This window comes from Alcanivorax sp. (assembly GCF_002726155.1).
Taxonomy (GTDB): Bacteria; Pseudomonadota; Gammaproteobacteria; order Pseudomonadales; family Alcanivoracaceae; genus Alcanivorax.
In genome coordinates this window covers 19428-39136 of the sequence record NZ_PBSH01000017.1, presented here as the reverse complement: position 1 = coordinate 39136, position 19709 = coordinate 19428, and the positions used below count along the sequence as shown (strand labels likewise).

Annotated in this window: 22 protein-coding genes; 14 read left to right on the top strand and 8 right to left on the bottom strand. The window is 59.0% G+C overall.

The window, feature by feature from the left end; all coding sequences use genetic code 11:
- Positions 1–23: 23 nt before the first annotated feature.
- Together CL546_RS05215 and CL546_RS05210 are read right to left on the bottom strand one after the other, a co-directional pair.
- The gene (locus CL546_RS05215) at positions 24–1358 is read right to left on the bottom strand and encodes an ABC1 kinase family protein (protein ID WP_290493436.1); all 1335 of its coding nucleotides are present in this window, start codon (positions 1356–1358) and stop codon (positions 24–26) included.
- A 209-nt stretch (positions 1359–1567) separates the two neighbouring features.
- Entirely contained in the window at positions 1568–1996 is a 429-nt protein-coding gene (locus tag CL546_RS05210) for a phasin family protein (protein WP_290493434.1), read from the bottom strand.
- Between the two features lie 256 nt (positions 1997–2252).
- Here CL546_RS05210 and CL546_RS05205 point away from each other — a divergent pair, with 256 nt between their 5' ends.
- Entirely contained in the window at positions 2253–2633 is a 381-nt protein-coding gene (locus CL546_RS05205) for a hypothetical protein (RefSeq protein WP_007148508.1), read from the top strand.
- 38 nt (positions 2634–2671) lie between these two features.
- Here CL546_RS05205 and CL546_RS05200 read toward each other — a convergent pair whose 3' ends face one another.
- On the bottom strand, positions 2672–2863 hold the full coding sequence (locus CL546_RS05200; protein WP_290493432.1) for a hypothetical protein: 192 nt from the start codon (positions 2861–2863) through the stop codon (positions 2672–2674).
- 196 nt (positions 2864–3059) lie between these two features.
- Positions 3060–3896, bottom strand: coding sequence for an SDR family oxidoreductase (locus tag CL546_RS05195; protein ID WP_290493430.1), 837 nt, complete (start codon positions 3894–3896; stop codon positions 3060–3062).
- A gap of 158 nt (positions 3897–4054) precedes the next feature.
- Between CL546_RS05195 and CL546_RS05190 the strand changes: the two genes are divergently transcribed.
- The 3 genes from CL546_RS05190 (at position 4055) to CL546_RS05180 (ending at position 5781) form a co-directional block, all read left to right on the top strand.
- Positions 4055–5071, top strand: coding sequence for an AraC family transcriptional regulator (locus CL546_RS05190; protein WP_063537251.1), 1017 nt, complete (start codon positions 4055–4057; stop codon positions 5069–5071).
- Between the two features lie 105 nt (positions 5072–5176).
- On the top strand, positions 5177–5587 hold the full coding sequence (locus tag CL546_RS05185; RefSeq protein WP_290493428.1) for an HIT domain-containing protein: 411 nt from the start codon (positions 5177–5179) through the stop codon (positions 5585–5587).
- The gene (locus tag CL546_RS05180; protein ID WP_290493426.1) at positions 5587–5781 is read left to right on the top strand and encodes a CPXCG motif-containing cysteine-rich protein; all 195 of its coding nucleotides are present in this window, start codon (positions 5587–5589) and stop codon (positions 5779–5781) included. The genes CL546_RS05185 and CL546_RS05180 overlap by 1 nt, the downstream gene beginning before the upstream one ends.
- A 126-nt stretch (positions 5782–5907) precedes the next feature.
- On the opposite strand, the gene CL546_RS05175 is transcribed toward CL546_RS05180, so the two are convergent.
- From CL546_RS05175 to CL546_RS05165, 3 genes are all read right to left on the bottom strand, one after another.
- Positions 5908–6180 carry an Rdx family protein gene (locus tag CL546_RS05175; RefSeq protein WP_290493425.1) on the bottom strand — a complete coding sequence of 91 codons (273 nt, stop codon included), beginning with the start codon at positions 6178–6180 and terminating at the stop codon, positions 5908–5910.
- Positions 6181–6455: 275 nt separating this feature from the next.
- On the bottom strand, positions 6456–7037 hold the full coding sequence (locus tag CL546_RS05170; protein WP_290493423.1) for a YajG family lipoprotein: 582 nt from the start codon (positions 7035–7037) through the stop codon (positions 6456–6458).
- A gap of 26 nt (positions 7038–7063) precedes the next feature.
- On the bottom strand, positions 7064–8035 hold the full coding sequence (locus tag CL546_RS05165; RefSeq protein ID WP_290493421.1) for a polyprenyl synthetase family protein: 972 nt from the start codon (positions 8033–8035) through the stop codon (positions 7064–7066).
- A gap of 265 nt (positions 8036–8300) precedes the next feature.
- Between CL546_RS05165 and rplU the strand changes: the two genes are divergently transcribed.
- The 4 genes from rplU (at position 8301) to proB (ending at position 11406) form a co-directional block, all read left to right on the top strand.
- Positions 8301–8612 (top strand): 50S ribosomal protein L21, encoded by a 312-nt coding sequence (rplU, locus tag CL546_RS05160; RefSeq protein WP_007148862.1) that lies wholly within the window; start codon positions 8301–8303, stop codon positions 8610–8612.
- Positions 8613–8657: 45 nt separating this feature from the next.
- Positions 8658–8918 (top strand): 50S ribosomal protein L27, encoded by a 261-nt coding sequence (rpmA, locus tag CL546_RS05155; RefSeq protein WP_007149973.1) that lies wholly within the window; start codon positions 8658–8660, stop codon positions 8916–8918.
- A gap of 126 nt (positions 8919–9044) precedes the next feature.
- Positions 9045–10232: an Obg family GTPase CgtA gene (cgtA, locus tag CL546_RS05150; RefSeq protein ID WP_290493418.1), complete on the top strand. Its 1188-nt coding sequence runs from the start codon at positions 9045–9047 to the stop codon at positions 10230–10232.
- 67 nt (positions 10233–10299) lie between these two features.
- On the top strand, positions 10300–11406 hold the full coding sequence (gene proB / locus CL546_RS05145) for a glutamate 5-kinase (protein ID WP_290493417.1): 1107 nt from the start codon (positions 10300–10302) through the stop codon (positions 11404–11406).
- Between the two features lie 153 nt (positions 11407–11559).
- Here proB and rpsT read toward each other — a convergent pair whose 3' ends face one another.
- Positions 11560–11826 (bottom strand): 30S ribosomal protein S20, encoded by a 267-nt coding sequence (gene rpsT / locus CL546_RS05140; protein WP_011587742.1) that lies wholly within the window; start codon positions 11824–11826, stop codon positions 11560–11562.
- 247 nt (positions 11827–12073) lie between these two features.
- Between rpsT and murJ the strand changes: the two genes are divergently transcribed.
- From murJ to ispH, 6 genes are all read left to right on the top strand, one after another.
- Complete coding sequence (gene murJ, locus CL546_RS05135) at positions 12074–13639, top strand: murein biosynthesis integral membrane protein MurJ (protein WP_290493411.1); 1566 nt, start codon at positions 12074–12076, stop codon at positions 13637–13639.
- An 83-nt stretch (positions 13640–13722) separates the two neighbouring features.
- Complete coding sequence (ribF, locus tag CL546_RS05130) at positions 13723–14706, top strand: bifunctional riboflavin kinase/FAD synthetase (RefSeq protein ID WP_290493409.1); 984 nt, start codon at positions 13723–13725, stop codon at positions 14704–14706.
- Between the two features lie 11 nt (positions 14707–14717).
- Positions 14718–17531 (top strand): isoleucine--tRNA ligase, encoded by a 2814-nt coding sequence (gene ileS, locus CL546_RS05125; protein ID WP_290493407.1) that lies wholly within the window; start codon positions 14718–14720, stop codon positions 17529–17531.
- Entirely contained in the window at positions 17524–18069 is a 546-nt protein-coding gene (lspA, locus tag CL546_RS05120; RefSeq protein WP_290493406.1) for a signal peptidase II, read from the top strand. The genes ileS and lspA overlap by 8 nt, the downstream gene beginning before the upstream one ends.
- Positions 18062–18532 carry an FKBP-type peptidyl-prolyl cis-trans isomerase gene (locus CL546_RS05115; protein WP_290493404.1) on the top strand — a complete coding sequence of 157 codons (471 nt, stop codon included), beginning with the start codon at positions 18062–18064 and terminating at the stop codon, positions 18530–18532. Before lspA ends, CL546_RS05115 begins: the two co-directional genes overlap by 8 nt.
- Positions 18533–18650: 118 nt before the next feature.
- Positions 18651–19586: a 4-hydroxy-3-methylbut-2-enyl diphosphate reductase gene (gene ispH, locus CL546_RS05110; RefSeq protein WP_290493402.1), complete on the top strand. Its 936-nt coding sequence runs from the start codon at positions 18651–18653 to the stop codon at positions 19584–19586.
- Positions 19587–19709 lie beyond the last annotated feature (123 nt).

The following is a 19709-nucleotide window of genomic DNA, read 5'->3' as shown; positions in this document are numbered from 1 at the left end:
CTGGGGCTGCCTGTTGGCGGGCTTTAATCTCCGGGGGCTGCTGCGTTGATCGCTTTTTCCAGGTTGGGACGGAATGCGGTGTTCACGCCGAGTTTCATCATGGTCCAGTAATGCCCGCTGATGACCCGTTCGACTAGCAGACTGCGCGATGAGGGCTGGAATTTGAGCATCTGCTCCAGCGGGGTGCGTTTCACTTGACGCATGATGTCGGTATGCAGCTGTGAATCTGCGAAATCGTAGGGCTCGTCATCAAAGGCGCGCAGCAACAGCTCGATCCAGACGGCATAAAAACCATCGCTGACCCGGGTATCTTTTTTGCGGGCGCCTAGCTCCAGTAGCAGGGTGTCCAGAGCGCCCCATTCCCTGTTGATGGCGGTGCGCACCAGGCGTTTCAGCAATTCGGCATCCTGCTCGGGCAGGCGTTTTACCGCGCCAAAGTCGTAGATCACGATGGTGCCATCCGGGCGGAAGGCAAAGTTGCCCGGGTGAGGGTCACAATGGACTGCACGTAACTGAAAGATTTGCTGGCCGATGGCATCGAAGAGTCGTTCGCCCAACTGGTTACGGGTGCTCTGGTCGAAGCCGTGGGCATCGTCCACCTGGTCCAGAGGGGTGCCGGTTTCGTAGCTCAGTGTCAGCACCTTCTCGCTGGAGAGGGCGGGGAAAACCTGGGGGATCACCAGCCAGGGCTGGTCCTGGTGGAAGACCTGAAAATGCTCCAGGTTATTGGCTTCCTGCCGGTAATCCAGCTCCTCATGGAGCTGATTGCGAATTTCCCTGAATACCGCATCCAGTGCTGCTTCATCCACTTTCAGCAAGCTGCCCAGGCGTAGAATGCGGCGTAGGTGTTTCATGTCCGAATCAATGGATTCCTTGACCGCCGGGTATTGCACTTTTACCACTACCTCGGCGCCGTCCGGAGTCAGCGCATAGTGCACCTGGCCAATGGAGGCTGCGGCAAAGGGTTGTTCATCGAACCGGGTGAATAATTCGTTCAGTGGCGCGCCGAGTTCGCGCTCCAGTTGCCGGCGTATCACATGGAACGGCATGGGGGCGGAGGCGTTCTGGAGCACTTTCAGTTGATCACTGATTTCGGCGGGCAGGATGTCCTGCATCTGTGAGGCAATCTGGCCGACTTTCATGACCGCGCCTTTCATTTCCCCAAGCGTCGCCGCCACTTCCTTGCCGATGTGTTGCAGCAGCTTTTCCCGGTCAGCGGCTTTTGATTGGTCCGACTGGAACAGCCCCTTGACCTGATGGCCCGCCACGCGGGTGGCGATAGAGGTGGTCATGCCGGTGAGCCGGAACAGTCGGCCGGTAGCGGTGGTGGGGCGTTTTCGGCGACGGTCGTCGGCCATGATAAAACCTCGTGGGGTTTCTTGTTATGTTTGCGATTGTGTCAAGGCTAGCGCCATGCAAGGCGTGGGCACAAGGTGCGATAGTGCCAGAAGAGATGGGTGGCGGTTGTGAGAGGGAGAGCAAAGAAAAGGGGCCCAAATCGGGGCCCCAAAAGGAGAGTAAGCAGAATTAAAACAACACGGTTTACAGCATTAACGGTCAAACAGAATCAGGCGCGTTTTTCGCCGGTGGAAACCAGTTCGTTGAACAGTTTCTCGCCTTCTTCGCGGGCCGTAGCAACAGCGCCCAGTCCAGCCAGCAGGTACTCATTGGTTTCTTCGGCTTTCTCGCCGCGCTCTTTCTTGCCGGCTTCCAGCAGCTTTTCGTACAGGGCCTGGCGTTTTTCCGGCGCGCTGTCGAGCAGTTCGCGGGCGGCAACCAGAGCGCCACGGCTAGCCAGCAGGGCTTTAGGCTTGTTCTCGGCGTCGTCGCCAAAGGCTTTGGAGCCGTTTTCGACGTATTTGTTGAGCAGCTCTTCAGAGCCTTCTTCAGCCTTTTCGTAGGCGCCCAGACCAGCCAGGTACAGCTTGTTACCCAGTTCCTTGGCACGGTTTACCAGAGATTCGCTTTGTTCGCGGAGATCTTTCAGTTCGCCCATTTCGATCGTTCCTTAACGTTGTCCGGTGAAAAAGAAAAAATTTCGCTGCAACGTTTGTCGCGCTGCGTGGACAAAGAGTAAGGATTCTCGTGGGTAGAGCGGGCCGTAACTGTCTAACAATTAGACATGAGGAAAGTGACGGCGAAGTTCCAAGGTGTGATATCCATCAAAGTCAGTACGCCAAACCGACCATGGTCGGGATTTCGTCTCATGCGTACACTGGCAAAAAAGACTGTACCGGCTTAGAGAGAGCGACATGATTGAAAAGTTTATCGCCAAGGTGCCCTCCCGAATCTGGGCGGATGGCCGCCCGGCCCGTGCTCGCCAATGGGAGGCCGAGTTCAATGTGGCGTCCTGGGTGCGTATCGCGGGTTCACCGGGCAAGGTGCAGCTGCTGGTGCGCTATATTGATAACAAGAATGACAAGGCGGTGTTGGTGGATACGGCTGATGTGGGCGGTGAGGGCAGTGCTTTGCTGTCCGGGTCAATCCGACTCAAGCTGAGCGCCGAGGTGGAGCAGGTGCAGATTTCCCTGCGTCTGGCGGACCCCGCCATGACCCATGTGGTGGAGGAGCTGTTCATGCAGCGGCGCGGTGCGGCACTGAAGTCTTCCGACAAGTTGATTTCCAACTACTGACTCTGCGTTCCGTACAGTCGGTTGCCTAAAGGCTTGTGTCAGCCTTGTCGGCTGACGCGTTGCGGGGTGGCCGGCCTGTCCGTGTCTTCGCTGTCCTGCGGGCGCACTGTGGCGTCACCGTTGTCGATCAGCGATTCCGGCCAGCTCTGAAAATCCAGCCCGGTGAGCCGGTTCAGGTTCTGAAGGGCCGCTTCTGGGCGGTGTTTGTGTAAGGTCAGTATCTTGCTCATGGCACTGTTCCCTGGGGTTTGGGATCAATAAAGCGAGAACTGTGCCAGTCGCGGACTGCTAATTTTCTCTTTTCATAACAAAGACTTAAAAATTTGCTATGAAAAAGGGCACAGGGCGGCGGGCGGGGGGCGGCAGCAAGTGACAATTTTGGTAACCCCTGCCTGCAAGCCGGCCCTGTGCTGTTGTCTGGCCTGTCTAGTCCAGGAAAAAATCTGGTAGCAGCTGGTTGTCTTCCAGTGCCGGGTCGACCCGGTACGGGCTGAAATCCGTCGTGCCGGTTTCTCTCAGAATCTCTTCATCAATGAAAAACCGCCCGGAGGCGCTGGCCATGGGGCGAGACAGGATGGCGTGGGCGGCATCGGCCATGATGGAGGGCTGGCGAGCTGCCTGCACCGCCGGTACGCCGCCGAGTTGATTCTGCACGGCGGCGGTGTTGATGACGGTTTTCGGCCACAGCGCATTCACAGCGACTTTCCCCCGGTATTCATCGGCCATTCCCAGCACACACAGGCTCATGCCGTATTTAGCCATGGTGTAGGCCACATGACGGCCAAACCAGTGTGGAGTCATGTTCAATGGCGGGGACAGGTTAAGAATGTGGGGATTCTCCGCCTTGCGCAGGTGGGGCAGACACAGCTTGCTGGCGAGAAAGGTGCCGCGGCTGTTGATCTGATGCATCAGATCATAGGACTTCATGCTGGTGGCTTCGGTGCCGGTGAGGGCAATGGCGCTGGCGTTGTTGACCAGGATATCAATGCCGCCAAAGGTGGCGACAGCCTTATCCACGGCGGCCTGAAGCTGGTCTTCGTGACGAATGTCCCCTACGCAGACCAGCGGTGTGCCACCGGCTTCGCGAATCTCTTCAGCGGCGGTGTACAGGGTGCCGGGTAGTTTCGGGTGAGGTTCTGTGGTTTTGGCGAACAGAACGATGTTGGCACCGTCGCGCGCGGCGCGTACCCCGATGGCCTTGCCAATGCCGCGGCTGGCCCCGGTGATGAACAGGGTTTTCCCTTTTAGTGATGCTGTGCTCATGCTGCTCTCTCCCGAGCCTGTATGTAGATAAACATGAAACCTACCAAGCGCTTGGTTTGTTGGCAAGTAAACGAGAGTTACTTGTCTCTGCAGCGCGGTGACGCTATGGTGGCCTATTCGGTCATTTGGGGCCAGTGTAGCGTAATCGGAATGCAGTCATGACAATTCTAAAAATGGACCCGACGGAGTACTCCGTATCAGCAGAATATCTGGCGTTGTTGCTGGATGTGTTGTCCCGGCGCGGTGTGGCCACGGAAACGTTGCTGGCAGATACTCGTATTGAACCCGGTTGCTGGCGTGATCCCCAGGCGCGCATCACCGCCCAGGATTTTGAAGTGGTGGCGACACGGGCCATGGCGTTATCCGGTGAGCCCTGGCTGGGCTGGGAGCTGGGCGCGTCCATGACGTTGTCGTCCCATGGTTTTCTTGGCTATGCGGCCATGAGCAGTGCCACTCTGGGAGAGGCGCTGGAGCTGGCGGTGAAATATTTCCGTACCCGCAGCACCCTGGTGCAGCTGGAAACCTTTACCGATGGCGACATGGCCGTGATGCAGATCAACGAGCTGTTGGCATTGGGGGACTTGGCTCCGCTGATCATGGAGAGCTTGTTCTCCAGTTTCCATTTCATGGGCGAGAAGCTGGTGCCGGGGCTGGATGTGATTGGCGAGTTGCGTTTTTCCTACCCCGAGCCTGACTATTTCGCGCGTATGCGCCCGGTGATGCCGGTGCCGGTGTATTTCGATTGTGCCTATAACCAGATGCGTTTTCCGGTGGAGCGGATGCAGTACCCGCTGCAGTTTGCGGATCCCCGCCTGGCGAGAATGGCGGCGGACCAGTGCGAACAGGAAATGGCCAGCATCAAGCTGCCGCCGCCGTTGTTGGGGCAGGTGCGGCGCATCATTCTGGGCGGTGGCGGCCGCTTCCCCGGGGTGGAGGAGGTGGCTGGCGAGCTGCATATGTCATCGCGGACCCTGAAGCGCAAGCTGCAACAGCTGGGTACCAGTTACCAGGAGGTACTGGATGGGCTGCGCAAAGGGCTGGCGGTGGAATATCTCACTCAGTCGGAAAAAACGGTGGACGAGATTGCGATGACGCTGGGGTATTCCGATGCATCGAATTTCGCCCGCGCGTTCCGCCGCTGGACCGCGCGGAGTCCCTCAGATTATCGCCCATAGCGTGGCGCCTGAGCCGTAGGCTGGATGGTAGGTTCGCGCTGGTTTGGCGTTGAATCCGGCCATGTGGCATGTGGTGCCATGGGTTGCGTTATTTAAGGAGAGATTATGGCCTCGCTTCACCCCCGTCTTGCTGCCGACACCCGGGCTCTGGGAGAAACAGAGCTTTGCTGGTTGCGATGGATGAACGATCAGCGGTTTGCCTGGATTATTGTGGTGCCCAAGCGGGACGGACTGCGCGAATGGCATCATTTGCCTGAGGATGAGCAGCAGGCGTTGCTGGCGCAGGTGAATGCGCTGGCTGGCCAGCTTGAACAGGTGACCGGCGCAGACAAGATCAACATTGGCGCGTTGGGCAATATGGTGCCGCAGCTGCACATTCATATTATTGCCCGCTTTGAGGGTGACGCTTGCTGGCCCGGGCCGGTCTGGGGTCAGGGTCAGCCTGAGCCCTGGGTGGGCGACCAGGTGCCTGACTGGATTGCCCGGTTAACCTTGCCAGCGGCAGGGAAGGCCTAATGGACGGATTGCTGCCAGTGACAGTCCAGTGTCCACATTGTTGGGAGTCCATCGAGGTGTTGGTGGATCCTTCGGTGGAAGAGCAGGAATACGTGGAAGATTGCCAGGTATGCTGCCAGCCGTTGTTGTTTACGGTGGCGGTGCCGTTTGGCAGTGAAGAGCCGCAAGTGGATGTGCGGCCGGAGAATGAGTAGCCGGTTCCATCAGGCTGTATCGTGTTTTGGGGTTGCTTTTCGAAACTCGTTTCTCGCAACTCGATACTCCGGTTATTTTGTCGCCGCCAGCGATGCTCCTGCGGCGCGATTAGATATCCAGTATCGTCAGGCGTTCTTGCGATCAATATGCCCCAGTGCCCGCTCCGGGCAGACTGCATCCCGCACCCGCCGTTTTAGCTCGGTAATCTCCGGGAAGCCGCCGTCCTGTTTGCGTTCCCAGATCTGCTGGCCGTTGGCTTCAACCCAGAACGACCCGCCGGTGCCCGGTTGCAGGGCCACTTCATCCAGTTCATCGCTGAAGGTAGACAGCAGTTCCTGCGCGTACCAGCCGCTACGAAGCAGCCAGTTGCATGGGATCCCCTGTATAACTCCTTGCATGCTCAGCGTGATCTGAAGTGCGTAGCTGTTGTTCTTTGTCGCGCAGGCAAGGGTGGTTTCCTTTTCAAGCGGCAAAGGGCAGCAGATGCGCGCTTCAGGTCACGCCCTGCGGGGCTTTCAGGCTGGCTCGCACTCGTTGTTGCAATTTCTCGATGGGTCGACACACACCTTCACAATTGCGCCTAGATTGCGAACCAGCCTGAAAGCCTGAGTACGCAAGGAGTTATGCAGGGGATCCCTGCTGCAATAATGGATGACGACGCGATTATTGGGCATCAGGGGTTGTCGTTGCCAGCCAGAAAGCCTTGCATCTCGGGGTCGTTCAGCATGCGGGTGATGGCGCCGCTGAGGATCTCGTTGACCATGGCCTGATTGCGGTCAGCAGTGGGGGTGAGCGGCAGGTCGTGGACCACGCTGCTCTTGTAGGTGCCGGTATGCACCACATCACCACGGGTGGCTTCGGCGAGAAGCGTCAGCGACAGGGTGACTTCGTTTACCACCGAGCCTTCTTCGGGCACATAGTCCAGCTGTTCCAGGCGCACTTCCAGGCGGGTGGCGTCGGCGCCGGCGTTGAAGGCGTTAAAGCCCTGGGTTTGCAGTCCTTTGCGCACGGCGTCTTCAATGGCGGCTTTCACGTCATTGGCGGGCTGAACCAGGGCGGTTTCCTTGTAGACGCCGCCGCGGGTGCCGAAGGCGCTCTGGTCGCGGGAATCCACGGCGATAACCTGCACCGGCTGGTTCTGGCCGATGTTGGCTGCTTCAACGTCCGCCTTGGGGGTTACGTTGATCATTTGTGGGCTCAGGGCGCAACCGGCAAACAGGGTGGTCGCGGTCAAAATCAGGGCTGCACGCAGCATGGGAACTCCTTAGTGGGTCGGTACGCTCAGTAGGTGCGCTTCAATGACTCTTCCGCCAGGCGGAACAGGGCATCCTTGTACGGTGAGGCGGGCACATGGTCGATAGCCGCCAGGGCAATGCGGGTCTGCTCTGCCGCCTTGTCCACCGTATATTGAAGACCGCCGCTGGCGCGAACGGTTTCAACGATTTGTTCCAGATGCTCTAGCCCGCCGCTGCGAATGGCATCCTTGATCAGCGTGGCCTGTTCGGGGGAGCCGTTGGCGATGGTGTAGATCAGTGGCAGGGTGGGTTTGCCTTCGGCCAGGTCGTCGCCCACATTCTTGCCCAGTTCGCTGGCGTCACCCTGGTAGTCGAGCACGTCGTCGATCAACTGGAAGGCGATGCCCAGGTGGCGGCCGTAGGTGGCAAAGGCGTCCACATGATCGCTGATCTCGTCTGCGCCCAGTACGGCGCCGGTTTCGGCGGCGGATTCGAACATCTTGGCGGTCTTGTGATGAATCACCCGCATGTAGTTTTCTTCGCTGGTGTTGGGGTCACGCACGTTGATCAGTTGCAGCACTTCCCCTTCGGAAATGGTGTTGGTGCTCTGGGAGAAAATGTCCAGAAGGCGCGGGTGTCGCAGGGCAACCATCAGTTGCAGGGCACGGGAAATCAGAAAGTCGCCCACCAAAACGCTGGCGGCGTTGCCCCACACCGCATTGACGGTGGGGCGCCCGCGGCGCAGGTTGGACTCGTCCACCACGTCGTCATGGAGCAGGGTGGCGGTATGCAGAAACTCAATAATGGCGGCCACATCCACGTGGCGATCGCCCTGATAGCCGGCGGCCCGGGCGCAAAGAATGGCGATCAGCGGCCGTAGCCGCTTGCCGCCGGATTGAATGATGTAATCGCCCACTTCGCGGATCAGGGGGACGTTGGAATCCAGGTGGTGACTGATAAACTGGTTCACCGCCTCGAAGTCGTCATCGACGACGGCATAGATAGCCTTGAAATCCATGTATTCAGGTCCAGACAAAGGGTGGCGCGACAGCGGGCAATGCTAGCAGTGGCTGGCGGGTAGTCAAGAAAACCGCAGCCCCCGTGATTACTGGGTCAAGGCGAGAAGGAAAGGCTTGTAGGCCCTGGTTGCTTAGCGTACACTTCGCGACCCAATTTCATCCTCTGCCTGGCTTGCAAGTGGTGGTGGCTGTTTCCCACACTGTTGAAGGTGTCGTGGACGCCGTGGATCGCCCGCCTGAGTGGAGTTGTGCTGGAGCACACACATGTACGCAGTAATCAAAACCGGTGGTAAGCAGTATCGCGTTGAAGAAGGCGATGTTGTTCGCATCGAGAAAATTGAAGTAGCCACCGGCGAATCCGTTGATTTCGACCAGGTGCTGCTGGTTGCCAATGGCGACGACGTGAAAGTCGGCCAGCCCATGCTGGATGGTGCCAAGGTAACCGCGGAAGTGCTGGAGCAGGGCCGTCACAAGAAGATCAAGATTGTGAAGTTCCGTCGCCGTAAGCATTCCCGTAAGCAACAGGGTCACCGTCAGTGGTACACTGCGGTGAAAATCACCGGGATCCAGGGCTGATCCTTAAGACCTGATTTTTAGAAATTGAGTAGAGAGGATTGAGACATGGCGCATAAAAAAGCCGGTGGTAGTACTCGTAACGGTCGCGATTCGGAAAGTAAACGCCTTGGCGTGAAACGCTATGGCGGCCAGGTTGTCAGCGCGGGTGAAATCATTGTTCGCCAACGCGGCACCAAATTCCACGCTGGCGTAAACGCCGGCATGGGCAAAGACCACACCATCTTTGCCAAGGAAACCGGTCGTGTGAAGTTTGAAGTCAAAGGCCCGCTGAGCCGCAAATATGTGGTAATCGAGCCCGTGGCCTGATCCTGAGGGATCCTGAAAAGCCCCGTGAGGCTCTCGCCCGCGGGGCTTTTTTGTATGTGTTTTCCGTGTTCCAAGTCGTACCTTATGCCGTAAAATGGCATCTACCCCGTTGAGAGTCTGTTCCCCATGCAATTTGTCGATGAAGCCACTATTGATGTCCATGCCGGAAAGGGCGGTGACGGCTGTCTGAGTTTTCGTCGCGAGAAATACGTGGAGTTCGGCGGGCCGGACGGCGGTGACGGTGGTGCCGGTGGTCATGTCTATGTGCAGGCCGATACCAATATCAACACCCTGGTGGATTACCGGTACGACCGTATCTTCAAGGCGCGTAATGGTGAGCCGGGCAAGGGCCGGCAGATGACCGGCAAATCCGCTGACGATGTCATTCTCTATGTGCCGGTGGGCACCACCGTGGTCGACCTGGATACGGAAGAGGTGCTGGCGGACCTGACTAACACCGACAAGCCAGTGATGGTGGCCCAGGCCGGTCGTGGCGGGCTCGGCAATATCCACTTCAAGAGCAGTGTGAACCAGGCGCCGCGTAAAACCACCAAGGGCAAGCCCGGCGAATCCCGGCGCTTGCGTCTGGAGCTGAAGGTGCTGGCGGATGTGGGGCTGTTGGGGATGCCCAATGCGGGCAAGAGTACGCTGATTCGTGCCATTTCCGCGGCCAAGCCGAAAGTGGCGGATTATCCGTTTACCACCTTGATCCCGAATCTCGGGGTGGTGAAGGCGGACCGCTACCGCAGCTTTGTGGTGGCGGACATTCCCGGCCTGATCGAAGGGGCGGCGGATGGCGCTGGCCTGGGGATCCGTTTCCTCAAGCATTTGGCGCGCACCCGTTTGTTGTTGCACGTGGTGGACCTGGCGCCCATGGACGGCTCCAGCCCGGCGAATCATATTGATGCGATTGCTGATGAGCTGGACCGGTTTTCCCCGGCATTGGCGGAGCAGGAGCGCTGGTTGGTCTTCAACAAAATCGATCTGATGGCCGATGACGAGGCCCAGGCGCAGGCGGATGCCATCGTGGATGAACTGGGCTGGCAGGGGCCGGTCTTCAAGGTTTCGGCCGCCGCTGGTGTGGGCTGTGACGATCTGGTCTATGCCCTGATGAATGCGATTGAGGATCGCCGTCGTCTGGAGCAGGAAGACCCGGCCTACGCTGCGGCGCAGCTGGATCTGCGCGCCCGGCTTGAGGAAGAGGCTCGCGAAAAAGTGCAGGAGCTCAAGGCCGAGGCTCGACGCGCTCGAGAAAACGACAGTGATGACGACGACGATGATGATCACGACGTGGAAATCGTCTACGAGCCTTAGCGAGCAGCTTTTGCTGCGCGATCGGCAAGTGCTATCAGATCTTCGGCCCAGGGAATAAGGAGTGAGCGTGGCGGATCGCCAGCGTTGGGTAATCAAGATAGGCAGTGCCCTGCTGACCAATGATGGCAAGGGACTGGACTGTGCGCTCATGCAAACCTGGGTGGACCGCATGGTGGCGCTGCGTGAGCGCGGCATCGAAGTGGTTATTGTGTCATCCGGGGCGGTGGCAGAGGGGATGACCCGGCTGGGCTGGTCGGTGCGTCCGGATTCCGTGCATGAATTGCAGGCCGCCGCTGCGGTGGGGCAGATGGGGTTGGTGCAGGCCTGGGAGTCCCGCTTTCAGCAGCATCAGTTGCATACCGCCCAGGTGCTGCTCACCCACGACGATCTGTCTGATCGCAAGCGCTATCTCAATGCTCGCTCTACCTTGCTGACCCTGCTGGGGTTTGGTGTGGTGCCGGTGGTGAATGAGAACGATACCGTGGTCACCGACGAAATCCGTTTTGGGGATAACGATACCCTGGCAGCGCTGGTGGCGAATCTGGTAGAGGCGGACCGGCTGCTGATTCTCACGGATCAGGAGGGCCTGTTCGATGCAGATCCGCGCAACAATGCCGATGCTAATCTGATCCGCGAGGCCCGGGCCTCGGACCCGGCCATTGCCCGTGTCGCTGGTGGTGGCGGTTTATTGGGGCGCGGTGGTATGGCCACCAAGGTGCGGGCTGGCAAGTTGGCCGCTCGCTCGGGTGCGATTACCACTATTGCCTCCGGGCGTAGCCCGGAAGTGCTTATCGAGTTGGCGGATGGCCAGGGGCCGGGCACGACGTTGTTGCCGGATACCTCGCCCATGAACGCCCGCAAGCAGTGGTTGGCCGGGCATTTGCAGATGCGCGGGCGCCTGGTGCTGGATGCCGGGGCGGTGGCGCGTTTGCGTGATGGCGGCTCGAGTTTGCTGCCGGTGGGGGTGGTGGATGTGTTTGGTCAGTTTTCCCGTGGCGAGATGGTGGCGTGTGAGGATGAGCAGGGCGAGCGGATCGGCTGCGGTCTGGTGAATTACGATGCGGCGGATGCGCGCCGAATTTGCCGCAAGAAGAGCGCCGAGATCGCTGATGTTCTGGGCTTTATGAATGAGGAAGAACTGATCCACCGGGATAATCTGGTGGTGTTTGAGTGAGATGCTTCACGCAACAAGCGAAACGCATGCACGCTAACCGTTAATCTAGGCTTGCGTGCGGCCGCAGGTCGGCGTGTTGCGTGAGGCGTGCCAGCGTTTGGTGGACATAAAAAAACCGGCTCAAGGCCGGTTTTTTTATGTCCACCAAAGAGCTTAGGCAGCCATCGCCTTGATCTTGGTGTTCAGGCGGCTCTTGTGACGAGCGGCCTTGTTCGGGTGAAACTTGCCCTTGCGGGTGGCTTTGTCCAGCACAGACACCGCCTGGTTGTAAGCTTCCTGAGCGCTGCCTTGGTCGCCGGACGCAATAGCCGCGTTCACCTTCTTCAGGTATGTGCGCACCATGGAGCGCATCGCTGCGTTGTGCTGACGGCGATTTTCCGCCTGACGCGCACGCTTGCGTGCTTGCGGTGAGTTAGCCAAGGTCCTGCTCCTATCTAAAATTCGAGGTCAAATTCGGTTTACGACACTGGCCCTGAAGGGCCGACCTGGGTGTTAGAAGCCAATCTATGGTCAAAAAACACACGGGTCACGGTCTAAAGACGCGCAACTATGCCGATCAAGGCGGCCTGTGTCAATGGGAAAAGCCCGCTGAAATGATGATTGGCACGTGCCTCTCTGGCGGTTTGGGTGGCCTTTCGTTAACCTTCACCGGTTTCCTGGAGCAACCATGACTGATACCCCCGAGCAGCCCCCGAAAAAGGCAGGTTTACTGGCCTCCACCGCCGTGGTGGCAACCATGACCATGCTGTCACGGGTGCTGGGATTGGTGCGCGATGTGGTGATTGCCCGGATGTTGGGTGCGTCTGCCGGGGCCGATGCTTTTTTTGTGGCCCTGAAAATTCCCAATTTCCTGCGCCGGTTGTTTGCTGAGGGGGCGTTTAATCAGGCTTTTGTGCCGGTGCTCAGCGAATACCGCAGCAATGGCAGCATGGCCGCCACGAAATTGCTGGTGGACCGGGTGGCCGGCACCCTTGGGGGCACCCTTGTGCTGGTGACGTTGGTGGGTGTGCTGGCCGCGCCGGCGATTATCTGGGTGTTTGCGCCCGGTTTTGGCGATGACCCGGCAAAAAGGGCGCTGACGGTAGAGATGCTGCGCCTGACGTTTCCTTATCTTTTCTTTATTGCGCTGACGGCGTTCGCCGGTGGCATTCTCAATAGCTGGAACCGCTTTGCCGTACCGGCTTTCACTCCGGTGTTGCTGAACCTGAGCCTGATCGGTTGCGCCCTGTTTTTGGCGCCGCACTTTGCTGAAGACCGCATGGCGGTGGCGCTGGCCTGGGGGGTATTGATTGCTGGGGTGGTGCAGTTGTTATTCCAGTTGCCCTTCCTGGCCCGGCTGAATCTGATGCCGATCCCGCGCATGGGGTGGCGTGACCCGGGTGTGCGCAAGATCATGAAACTGATGGCGCCGGCCCTGTTCGGGGCCTCGGTGTATCAGCTCAACTCCCTGGTCAACACGATTCTGGCCTCCATGCTGGAAACCGGGTCGGTGACCTGGCTGTACTACACGGACCGTCTGATTGAGCTGCCGCTGGGGATTTTTGCGGTGGCCATTGGCACGGTGATTTTGCCCAGCCTGTCCAGCAAGCATGCGGATGTCTCGCCAGAGGCGTTCTCGCGCACGCTGGACTGGGCTATTCGCATGGTGCTGCTGATAGGCTTGCCGGCGGCACTGGCGTTGTTCGCTCTGGCTGAGCCGCTGCTGTCTACGCTGTTCCAGTACGGGGAGTTTTCCGCCTTTGATGTGACAAAGACAGCGGCCTCGCTGCGGGCCTACAGCGCCGGGTTGCTGGCGGCCATGCTGATCAAGGTGTTGGCGCCGGGCTTCTATGCCCGACAGGATACTCGCACCCCGGTGCGTATCGGGGTGTTGGCCATGCTGGCCAATATGCTGCTGGGCGCCTTGCTGGTGTGGGAGTGGCGCCATGTGGGGCTGGCCTCGGCCATGGCGCTATCGGCTTGGCTGAATGCCGGTTTACTGTATCTGGGCCTGCGTCGTAGTGGGGTGTATCAGCCGTTGTCGGGTTGGGCGTTGCAATGGTTGCGGATGTTGTTGGCCGGGGCGGCTATGGTGGCGGCGTGCTACTGGTTGTCGTTGCAGACGACGGTGTGGAATGAAGCCGGGGTATGGCCCCGGGTCGGCTGGCTGTCCTTGATCGTGGTCGCTGGCGTGGCAATTTATTTGTCGTCTCTGGTGGTGTTAGGTTTGCGGGTGCGGCACCTGCGCCGTTAGTGATTTCGCATTGTGGCGCCCCGGCGTGTGTCGTGGGCCTGCTCAACGCTGTATAATCTGGCGTCTTTTGATATGAGGGTGAGATGCGACTGATTCGCGGCATTCACAATCTGCGCGACACGCATCGCGGCTGTGTGGCTACCATCGGCAATTTCGATGGAGTGCATCAGGGTCACCAGCGCATTCTGGATCAAGTGATCGCAGAGGCCCGTCGTCGTGGTTTGAAATCCACGGTGATGTTGTTTGAGCCGCAGCCCCAGGAATTTTTTTCTCCCCAGACTGCGCCGCCACGGCTGATGTCGCTGCGCGACAAGTTGATCGCCCTGCGCGAGGCTGGTGTGGATCAGGTGCTGTGTGTGCGCTTTGATGAGCGCTTCCGCTCACTGACCGCAGAGGCTTTCGTGAAAGCCCTGTTGGTGGATGGCCTGGGCGTGGAATATCTGGTGGTGGGGGATGATTTCCGTTTCGGTTGTGGCCGGGATGGTGATTTCGCCTACCTGCAGCGGGCTGGCACGCAATTCGGTTTTGCGGTGACAGATACCGCCACCTGTGAGGTCGATGGTGAGCGGGTGTCCAGCACACGAGTGCGGGCGGCGCTGTGCGACGGCGATTTCGCTCTGGCAGAGCGCTTGCTGGGTCGGCCTTTTGCCATCAGTGGGCGGGTGCGCCATGGTGACAAGATCGGCCGGACCCTCGGCCTGCCCACGGTGAATCTGGCGCTGAAGCGGTTGCAGTCCCCTTTACACGGGGTCTTTGCGGTGACGGTCACCGGTGCCGGACTGGCCGACCAGCCAGGGGCAGCCAATATGGGCACGCGGCCCACGGTGAATGGCACGGAAAATCGCCTGGAGGTCTACCTGCTGGATTACAGTGATTCGGCGGCTGGTTCTGGTTCGGGCGACGCGCAGCACATGCATCAAGACAGCCTTTATGGCGCACACCTGACCGTGGCTTTTCGCCATTATGTGCGCCCGGAAGAAAAATTCGCGGATCTGGACCAACTCAAGACTGCCATCCGGCAGGATGTGGACGCGGTTCGGGCTTTTTTTGATATGCCTACGGTGTAATAAGCGGAATCATGACGGACTACAAGGCAACGCTAAACCTTCCCCAAACCGGCTTTCCGATGAAAGCCGGCCTGTCCCAGCGTGAACCTGCGCGGCTCAAAGAGTGGCAGCAAAAGCAGCTGTACCAGAAGATTCGCGAGACCTTTGCCGGCCGACCCAAGTTCATTCTTCATGATGGCCCTCCCTACGCCAACGGCGATATTCATATCGGCCATGCGGTGAACAAGATCCTCAAGGACATGATCGTCAAGTCCCGCACCCTGGCGGGCTTCGATGCGCCCTATGTGCCGGGCTGGGATTGTCATGGCTTGCCCATCGAGCTGATGGTGGAGAAGAAAGTCGGCAAGGCTGGGCACAAGGTGGATGCCGGCACCTTCCGTAAAAAATGCCGTGAATATGCCAGCAAGCAAGTGGCCGGACAAAAGTCCGACTTTATGCGCCTGGGCGTGTTTGGTGACTGGGACAATCCCTATCTGACCATGGATTTTGCCTTCGAGGCGAACATCATCCGCTCGTTGGGCAAGATCGTGGATAACGGTCACCTGCAGCAGGGCTTCAAGCCTGTGCATTGGTGTCTGGATTGCGCCTCCGCGTTGGCGGAAGCGGAAGTGGAGTATGAGGACAAGATTTCGCCAGCCATTGATGTGGCATTCCCGGTGGCTGATGTCGCTGATTTTGTGGCTCGCACCGGCATTGAGGCCAGCGCCCCGGCGCTGGTGATCTGGACTACCACGCCCTGGACCCTGCCAGCCAACCGGGCGGTGGCGGTGCACCCGGAACTGGACTATGTATTGCTGTCCGGGGAGCTGGACGGTGCGCCCCGTGAGCTGCTGGTGGCGGAGGCGTTGGCTGATGATTTGGTGACGCGCTGGGGGCTGGACAATGTGTCCCGTTCGGCGACCGTTACAGGCAGCAAGCTGGAAATGCTGGGCCTGCAGCACCCGTTCCTGGATGCCCAGGTGCCAGTGATCTTCGGCGAGCATGTCACCACCGATGCCGGTACCGGCCTGGTGCATACCGCGCCGGGTCATGGTGCTGATGACTTTGTGGTGGGCAAGCAGTACGACCTGGATCCGATCAGCCCGGTGCTGGATAACGGCCTGTTCCGTGAGGATCTGCCAGTAGTGGGTGGTCTGCATGTGAGCAAGGCAAACGAGCCGGTGATCGAGGCGCTGCAAGAGAGCGGCAATCTGGTGAAGCTGGCGAAGATTGAACACAGCTACCCCCATTGCTGGCGTCATAAAACGCCGTTGATTTTCCGCGCCACCGCGCAGTGGTTCGTGTCCATGGATCAGGCGGGTCTGCTGCCCCGTGCCCGCCAGGAAGTCGACAAGGTGCAGTGGTTGCCCGAGTGGGGTAAGGCGCGTATCGAAGGCATGCTGACCGATCGCCCGGACTGGTGTATTTCCCGTCAGCGCACCTGGGGCGTGCCGATTGCCCTTTTCGTTAACAAGGAAACCAGTGAGCTTCATCCTGACACTCCGGCCCTGATCGAACAGGTGGCTGCGCGAGTAGAGAAAGAAGGTATTGATGCCTGGTTCGATCTGGATCCGGCGGAGCTGCTGGGCGAGCAAGCGGATCAGTACAGCAAGGTCACCGATACGCTGGACGTGTGGTTTGACTCCGGTGTCACCCATTATTGTGTGCTGGACCAGCGCGAGCAGCTGCGCGCGCCGGCGGACCTGTATCTGGAAGGCTCGGACCAGCATCGGGGCTGGTTCCAGTCGTCACTGCTGACCAGCCTGGCGATCCGTGATGCGGCGCCGTACAGCACCGTGTTGACCCATGGTTTCACCGTGGATGAGCACGGCCGCAAGATGTCCAAGTCGATCGGCAACGTGATTGCGCCACAGGAAGTCTGGAACGATCTGGGTGCCGATATTCTGCGCTTGTGGGTCTGCGCCACGGACTACCGCGGCGAGATGTCCGTGTCCAAAGACATCCTCAAGCAGATGGGTGACAGCTACCGCCGCATTCGCAATACCAGCCGTTTCCTGCTCTCCAACCTGAGCGGTTTCGAGCCTGGGACGGATGCGCTGCAGCCGGAGCAAATGCTGGCGCTGGACCGCTATATTGTGGACCGGGCGCTTCAAGTGCAGGCTGAGATTAAAGACCTGTACGACGGCTATCACTTCCATCAGGTCTACCAAAAGCTGCATAACTTCTGCGCCCTGGATCTGGGCGGTTTTTATCTGGATATCATCAAGGATCGCCAGTACACCACCCAGGCCGATTCCGTGGCACGGCGCTCCTGTCAGACAGCCTTGTACCATATCGCCCAAGCGCTGGTGCGCTGGATGGCACCGGTGCTCAGTTTCACCGCCGAGGAAATCTACGAGAACTTGCCCGGTGAGCGGCTCGATTCCGTGTTCCTGACCGAGTGGTACGACGGCCTGTTTGCGCTGGCCGACGATGCCGATATGGGCCGGGCGTTCTGGGACAAGGTGCAGGATGCCAAGCAGGCAGTGAACAAGGCCATCGAAGGCGCTCGTGCAGCCAAGCTGATCAAGGGTAGCTTGAGTGCGGAGGTGGTGTTGTTTGTGGATGCCGAGCAGAGTGCGTTGTTGCAGCGTCTCGGTGATGAATTGCGTTTTGTCACCATTACCTCCGACGCGGTTCTCAAACCGTTGTCTGATGCGCCGGCAGAACTGGAAGATACCGCCGTGGCGGGCCTGAAAGTGCAGGTGCTGGCTTCGGATCATGCCAAGTGCGCTCGCTGCTGGCATCACCAGCCGGACGTAGGTAGCCACGCGGAGCATCCTGAGCTGTGCGGCCGCTGCATTACCAATGTGGATGGCGACGGCGAGGTTCGACACTATGCCTGATAATACGTCGGATGCCGGGCGCAAGACGCCGGACAGTACAAAGAAACGGCTGCCTGGTCAGCTGAGCTGGCTGTGGCTGACGGCTTTGATCATTGCGTTGGACCAGTGGACCAAGCATGAAGTGGTCGCGGTGTTTTCCCTGTATGAGCGTTTGGAAGTGTTCCCGCATTTCAATTTGACCCTGGCCTATAACAGTGGGGCGGCCTTCAGCTTTCTGGCCGATGCCGGTGGCTGGCAGCGTTGGTTCTTTACCGCTATCGCCGTGGGTGCATCGGTGATGATTTTGATCTGGCTGACTCGGCTTACTGCTGCTGAGAAACTGCAAGGAGTGGCTCTGTCGCTGATTCTTGCCGGTGCTCTGGGCAATTTCTACGATCGGTTGGTGCTGGGGCATGTGGTGGATTTTCTCGACTTCTATTGGGGCGATTATCATTTTCCGGCCTTCAATATTGCTGACACTGCCATCACTATCGGTGCCGGCTTGATTCTGCTGGATATGCTGCTGGGAGCCATAAAGGAGCCCAAAGATAATGACTGAGTTACTGCGCGCAGGCCCGGAGACCCGGATTACCCTGCATTTTGCTGTGCGCCTGATGGACGGCACGGACCTGGATTCCACCTTTGATGGTGAGCCGGCTTCTTTTGTGTGGGGGGATGAGTCCCTGCTGCCCGGTTTTGAAAATGCCATCCGCGGCCTCAAGGCCGGCGATCGCCGCAGCGTCTTCCTGGAAGCCGCCAAGGCGTTCGGCGAATACAACGAGCAGAATGTGCAGCATTTCACCCGCGACACCTTCGCCGAGCATGATTCCCTGGAGCCCGGCATGGTGCTCAGCTTTGCCGATGCGGCGGGCGCCGAGCTGCCGGGGGTAATCAGCAAGGCGGACGATGAGTGGGTGATGGTGGACTTCAATCATCCACTGGCGGGCCGGGATCTCACTTTTGAAGTGGAGATTATCGGTATTGAGCGTTATGCCCCTGAGCAGCCTGTTACCCTCAATTGAGATTGGACAGTTGAGGGTGAAAAGAGGAAGGTGCTCAGGTAAGCGCTCACGGCGCCGGTTCGCGGAATGTTTGTGGTTTTCCGCTGTCAATTATCAACCGTCAACGACCAGCTGATTTATGGAAATTCGTCTCGCCAACCCCCGTGGCTTTTGTGCCGGGGTGGATCGTGCCATCGATATCGTCAACCGGGCGCTGGAAGTGTTCGGGCCGCCGATTCATGTTCGTCACGAAGTGGTGCATAACCGCTATGTGGTGGAAGACCTGCGTCAGCGCGGCGCGGTCTTTGTGGAAGAACTGCACGAAGTGCCGGACGACGCCATTGTCATTTTCAGCGCCCACGGGGTCTCCAGAGCGGTGCAGGAAGAGGCGGAGCGGCGTCAGTTGAAGGTCTTCGACGCCACCTGCCCGCTGGTCACCAAGGTGCATATGGAGGTTATCCGTTATGCCCGTGAAGGCCGCGAAAGTATCCTGATTGGCCACGCCGGCCATCCGGAGGTGGAAGGCACCATGGGGCAATACGACAAATCCTATGGCGGTGACATTTATCTGGTGGAAGACGAAGCCGATGTGGCGAGCCTGACGGTTCGCGACGAGAGCAAACTGGCATTCGTGACCCAGACCACCCTGAGCGTGGACGATACCGCCAGAGTCATTGATGCCTTGCGCCAGCGCTTCCCGGCTATCCTTGGCCCTAAACGTGAAGATATCTGCTACGCCACGACCAACCGCCAGGACGCCGTGCGTCAGCTGGCACTGGAATGCGGCCTGGTGCTGGTGGTTGGTTCGGTAAACAGCTCCAACTCCAATCGTCTGCGTGAGCTGGCCGAGCGCTGCGGTGCCGATGCCTACCTGATCGATGAGCCGTCGCAGATTGATGCGGACTGGCTGAAAGGGAAAACCACTGTCGGTGTTACCGCCGGCGCCAGCGCGCCTGAAGACCTGGTGCAGCAAGTCATCGCCACCCTCAAAAGCCTGGGAGGCGAAGACGCCGAAGAAATCCCCGGCCGTGAAGAAAATATCCGCTTTTCCATGCCCAAGGCGCTACGCCCGTAGCGCCTGTCCCGCTTGTTTGACCGTTCATCCCCCGCGTTAAGGTCTGAGTCTTTAGATTGGGCAAAAAACTGCATCAGTCTACGATTAAAGTGTGAGCCCTCTCACACACTAAAGTACCAAAAC